Below are 4,674 nucleotides of genomic sequence, written 5' to 3' on the forward strand. Positions count from 1 at the left end.
GTCGATGGGCCGGGAATAGCCGTCGCGCAATCCGTTGGCAGGCGGACGGCAAGCCGCTAGAGTTCCGCCAAACAGGCGATGGTGCATGCATGTCCGATCCGGTTCCGAACGATGACGCCGATGGGGTCCTCTCGTCGATTCGCAGGCTTGTCGCGGAGAAACCCGAAGCGGCGCGCGTGCCGGCTGCGCATGATGCGGCGCGGCGACCCGGGCGCTTCGTTCTGACCGACGCGCTGCGCGTGGTCGAGCCCGCGGTCGACCCGCACCCGGATCAGGATCGTGCGGATGGTCCGCGCTTGGCGCCGGTGGTGCTGACCGGTCCCACCTTTCCGGAAGGCGATGAAGCGGACGCGCCGGCGGGGACGTCCGATCCCCTGACCGGGATGGTGCGCAGGGAACTGGCCCGTGCCGCAGAGGACGTGACGGCCCTTGGCGATATCGGCCTTGGGGGCGACGAAACGCCTCGATCGAATACAGTGCTGGACGGTGAAAGCCACGACCAGCTGGCCGAAGCCGCGCCGGATACGCCGGAAGACGAGGCCCTGCGCCGCCTCGTCGCCGAGGTATTGCGCGCCGAACTGCAGGGCGCGCTGGGCGAGCGCATCACCCGCAACGTGCAGAAGCTGGTCCGGCGCGAGATCCAGCGCGCGCTGCTAAGCCGCGACATCGAATAAAAAAACGCGCCCCGGAGGGCGCGTTTCAAAGTCTTCGGAACTGTCGGGCCGATCAGGCAGCTTCTGCCTGTTGTGCAGCATGACGCCGCTCGCTTTCCTCGCGAGACAGCGCGACGGACGTGCGGACGCCTTTGCCCACAAAATCCATCAGCCCCTGCACGACCCGCTCGTTCGGATCGATGCCCGCGCAGCTCAGCACTTCGCGCCCGTCGCGCGACCGTGCCCAGCGGGCAATCTGTTCCGGACCGTTGCCGTATTTCTTGTCATCGGCAATCGCGTCATCCAGGGCAGCCAGCACCACCGCCGCGAACAGCTTGCGCGCGCGGTTTCCCTGCTCGGAATTGAAGGCGGTGCCGTCAACGAAATCCTTCATGTATCGACCTATCATTATTGCTCTTGTCTTTTCGGGCGTGGCGGCCGTTATGGCCGAAACCCAACGATTCGAACACCCCACAAACGCATAGCAACCTTGCGTCACGCGCATAGCTTGCTGCGGGTGCAGCACGAGATACGTTGCCTTGCCACGTCTCGATCTACGAGATATAGCGAGCGGCAAGTTCACAACAACCTTTCGACACGGTTTCGCCCATGCCCAAGATCAACGGAAACGAGATCCGCCCCGGAAACGTCCTGGAGCACAACGGAAGCCTGTGGGCGGCCGTCAAAGTGGACCACGTCAAACCGGGCAAGGGCGGCGCGTTCGCACAGGTGGAACTGCGCAATCTGCGCAATGGTTCCAAGTTGAACGAACGCTTCCGCTCGGCCGACAAGGTCGAGCGCGTGCGCCTCGAGCAGAAGGACATGCAGTTCCTGTTCGAGAACGACGGCAAGCTGGTGTTCATGGACACCGAGACCTACGACCAGATCGAGCTTCCAGCCGACATCCTGGGCGAGCGGCGCCCCTTCCTGCAGGACGGCATGACCATCGTCGTCGAGTTCCACGAGACTGAGGCGCTGAACGCCACGCTGCCGCAGAAGGTCGTCTGCACCATCGCCGAGACCGAGCCGGTGGTGAAGGGGCAGACTGCGGCCAACAGCTTCAAGCCGGCGATCCTCGACAACGGCGTGCGCGTGTCGGTCCCGCCCTTCGTTGGCCAGGACGAGCGCATCGTCGTGAACACCGAAACGATGGAATATTCCGAGCGGGCCTGACCCGGCCTGGGACGTCGGGCGCGACGGTGTCGACATGAAAAAGGCCCCGGCATCGTCCGGGGCCTTTCGCGTTCAAAGGCGCAACGCGCTCAGACGCCCGCTTCGCCCAGCACCCGTTCGAGCATGTCGGCATAGCGGTCGCCGTGAAGCCGGTAATGCACCATCGCGGGCCAAAGCTGGTAGATCGGCCGGCGCGTTTTGGCATCCGGCTCGGCCGGGCCGTAGGCGTCGGCGAAGCTGGGCTCGGGCGTGCCGAACAGCGCCAGCATCGCAAGGTCCACCTCGGCATGGCCGTAGTAGCAGGCCGGGTCGATCATCACCGCACCGCGCTCGGTGAACAGGATGTTGCCGCCCCACAGGTCGCCGTGCAGCAACGCCGCGTCCGGGCGTTCGGGCAGCCGATCCGGCAGCGCCTTGCACAGCGCCTCGATGCGCGGGCGCAGCGGTCCGGGCATGTGCGGGATCTGCGGCAGCAGCCGGGCCTCGGCCCAGAATTCGGGCCAGGTCTCGCGTGGGCCGTTGTCGATCAGGATGTCGCCGAAGGCGTAATCCTCGGGCCAGCCGTAGGTCGAGTTCGTGCTGCCGTGGATCGACCGCAACGCGGCACCCAGCGAGGCCCAGCCATCCGCGTCGGGTTCTGACGCGTCTTCCCAGGCGAGGCACAGCAACCGGCCGCCCAGATGCTCGACCCGCGCCACCTGCGCGCCGGCCAGGCGCATCGCCTCGAGCATGCGCGCCTCGGTGCCCACGAGCGGACCGCGCTTGGTCACCAGGTGCGTGCCGTCCTCAAGCTCGACCCGCGCGATCGCCGACAGGTCGCCGCCGGGCAGGGTGCGCACACCGGCGATCGGGCTGCCGAAGACCTGCTCGACCTCGTCGCGCCACGTGATTTCCGTGCGCCACCTCATGGCTGGTAATGCACGCGGGCCGGTCCGGCCTGCATGTCCCGTCCCGCGCGGTCGAACCGCAGATACGCGATGCCGCGTCCCTGCGCCTGGCTGTAGAGCGCGCCGGCCGCCTTCTCGCCGGCCAGGATCTCGGTGCCCACGGGCGCCTCGCCCTCGACCTCGACGGTGGCGAAGCCCTTGCGCAATTCGGTCTTGTGTCGCATCCGCGCGGTGACTTCCTGCCCGACGTAGCAGCCCTTGCGGAAATCGACGCCCGAGAGCCGGTCGAACCCGGCTTCGAGGATGAAGGTGTCGGGCGACAGCTCGATCCCGCTGCGCGGCACGCAGGCGGCGACGTGCAGCGCGGTCCAGTCCACGTCGGCATCGCCGGGCTGGCCGTCATAGCCGCGCCAGCCGAGGCTGGCATCGCGCGGGTCGGCGAAGGCGCCTTCGGGCGGCGTGCCCAGCCCGCGGGTGACCGTGCGATCGGTCTCGGCGATCTCGACCTTCGAGCGCAGCTTGTACATGGCAAGCCGCCTGGCCACGTCCGGGGCCAGCGCCGAATCCACGTCCAGCAGGACGGCGTCGCCCTCGGGGACCAGGAAGAAATCGGCGATGTACTTGCCCTGCGGCGTCAACAGGGCGGCGTAGACCAGCCCCGCATCCAGCCGCGAGACGTCGTTGGTCACGAGGCCCTGCAGGAAATCCCGCGCCTCGGGGCCGGAAATCCGCAGGATCGTTCGGGTATCTTCTGACATCGGCATCCCCCTTTGGCTTCAATATAGACCGTAGGGGCCGCGCGAAACACCCCCGGCGGCCGGTCAGTCGGCCGGACCGTCCTCGAACTGCAGGCGGTAGAGGTCGCGATAGGGGCCGTCGCGGGCGATCAGCTCGTCATGGGCGCCTTCCTCGACGACGCGGCCGGCTTCCATGACCACGATCTTGTCTGCGCTGCGCACGGTGGCCAGCCGGTGCGCGATCACCAGCGTCGTGCGTCCGGCACTCAGCCTGTCCAGCGCGGCCTGCACGACCGCTTCCGATTGCGCGTCGAGGGCGCTGGTCGCCTCGTCCAGCAGAAGGACGGGCGTGTCGCGGAGCAGCGCGCGCGCGATGGCGACGCGCTGGCGCTGGCCGCCCGACAGGTTGGTTCCCCGGGGCCCGACGCGCGTCTCGAGCCCGTCCTCGAGCCGCGAGAGGAAATCGGTCACGTGCGCGGCTTCCAGCGCGGCGTTCAGCGCCTCTTCCGACACCTGTCGCCCCAGCACGATGTTCTCGCGCAGGGTCTCGTCGAACAGCAGCGCCTCCTGGCTGACGACCGAGATGCGCGAGCGCAGGTCCGACAGCCGCATCGCGTCTACCGGCACGTCGCCCATCAGCACCTCGCCGCTGTCGGCCTCGACCAGGCGCGCCAGCAGGTTGAAGACGGTCGACTTGCCCGCGCCGGACGGCCCGACCAGCGCCGTGGTCTTGCCCGCCTCGGCCAGCAGCGTCGCGCCGCGCAGGGCAGGGGCCGAGCCGTAGGCCAGGTGCACGTCGCGCAGGGCGATCGCGGGCACGCCGTCGGGCGGCGGCACGGGATGCTCGGGGTCGCGCAGGCGCGGCGTCGTCTCGAGCATCTCCTTGATGCGCTCGATGCTGGCGGCGGCGACCTGCCACACGCCGCTGAGCGCGCCCAGCCGGCGCAGCGGCTCGAACGCCAATCCGATCGCGGTGAAGAACGCCATGAAATCGCCGACGGTCTTCTCGCCCGACAGGATCTCGGACCCGCCGTAGTAGAGCACGCCGACGAAGCCCACGCCCGACATGATGTCGATCAGGCCGGGCAGCGACGCCTGCCCCAGCGCCGAGCGCGTCTCGCGCCGGATGCGATCCTTGGTCAGCGCGCGGTAGCGGCGGCCCTGGTAGCGTTCCAGCGCGTTCAGCTTGACCGGCACGATGCCGAGGAAGACTTCGTTCAGGCG

The 4,674-nt window shown here is 68.3% G+C and carries 6 protein-coding genes; 2 read left to right on the forward strand and 4 right to left on the reverse strand.

What is annotated here, in order from left to right:
- Positions 1-89: 89 nt before the first annotated feature.
- Positions 90-674: a hypothetical protein gene (locus ACFDTC_RS17475; protein WP_375260156.1), complete on the forward strand. Its 585-nt coding sequence runs from the start codon at positions 90-92 to the stop codon at positions 672-674.
- Between the two features lie 52 nt (positions 675-726).
- Here ACFDTC_RS17475 and ACFDTC_RS17480 read toward each other — a convergent pair whose 3' ends face one another.
- Positions 727-1,047, reverse strand: a complete 321-nt coding sequence (locus ACFDTC_RS17480) for a DUF6280 family protein (protein WP_375260157.1) — start codon at positions 1,045-1,047, stop codon at positions 727-729.
- A 215-nt stretch (positions 1,048-1,262) separates the two neighbouring features.
- On the opposite strand from ACFDTC_RS17480, the gene efp reads away from it, so the two are divergent.
- Positions 1,263-1,826: an elongation factor P gene (gene efp, locus ACFDTC_RS17485; protein ID WP_375260158.1), complete on the forward strand. Its 564-nt coding sequence runs from the start codon at positions 1,263-1,265 to the stop codon at positions 1,824-1,826.
- An 89-nt stretch (positions 1,827-1,915) separates the two neighbouring features.
- Here efp and ACFDTC_RS17490 read toward each other — a convergent pair whose 3' ends face one another.
- From ACFDTC_RS17490 to ACFDTC_RS17500, 3 genes are all read right to left on the reverse strand, one after another.
- A complete protein-coding gene (locus ACFDTC_RS17490) occupies positions 1,916-2,734 on the reverse strand; it encodes a fructosamine kinase family protein (protein WP_375260159.1) in 819 nt (272 codons plus the stop codon).
- The gene (locus ACFDTC_RS17495) at positions 2,731-3,471 is read right to left on the reverse strand and encodes a YgfZ/GcvT domain-containing protein (protein ID WP_375260160.1); all 741 of its coding nucleotides are present in this window, start codon (positions 3,469-3,471) and stop codon (positions 2,731-2,733) included. Before ACFDTC_RS17495 ends, ACFDTC_RS17490 begins: the two co-directional genes overlap by 4 nt.
- A 63-nt stretch (positions 3,472-3,534) precedes the next feature.
- Positions 3,535-4,674 (reverse strand): ABC transporter ATP-binding protein (locus ACFDTC_RS17500; RefSeq protein WP_375260161.1); only part of this gene is annotated, 1,140 nt, incomplete at its 5' end.

The sequence above is a fragment of the Citreimonas sp. genome, from assembly GCF_042096055.1.
Classification (GTDB): domain Bacteria; phylum Pseudomonadota; class Alphaproteobacteria; order Rhodobacterales; family Rhodobacteraceae; genus Citreimonas.

What these genes read in the sequence shown, in the direction of transcription:
- ACFDTC_RS17475 (WP_375260156.1), top strand. Translation starts at nt 90, where the DNA reads ATGTCCGATCCGGTTCCGAACGATGACGCCGATGGGGTCCTCTCGTCG.
- ACFDTC_RS17480 (WP_375260157.1), bottom strand. Translation starts at nt 1,047, where the DNA reads ATGAAGGATTTCGTTGACGGCACCGCCTTCAATTCCGAGCAGGGAAAC.
- efp (WP_375260158.1), top strand. Translation starts at nt 1,263, where the DNA reads ATGCCCAAGATCAACGGAAACGAGATCCGCCCCGGAAACGTCCTGGAG.
- ACFDTC_RS17490 (WP_375260159.1), bottom strand. Translation starts at nt 2,734, where the DNA reads ATGAGGTGGCGCACGGAAATCACGTGGCGCGACGAGGTCGAGCAGGTC.
- ACFDTC_RS17495 (WP_375260160.1), bottom strand. Translation starts at nt 3,471, where the DNA reads ATGTCAGAAGATACCCGAACGATCCTGCGGATTTCCGGCCCCGAGGCG.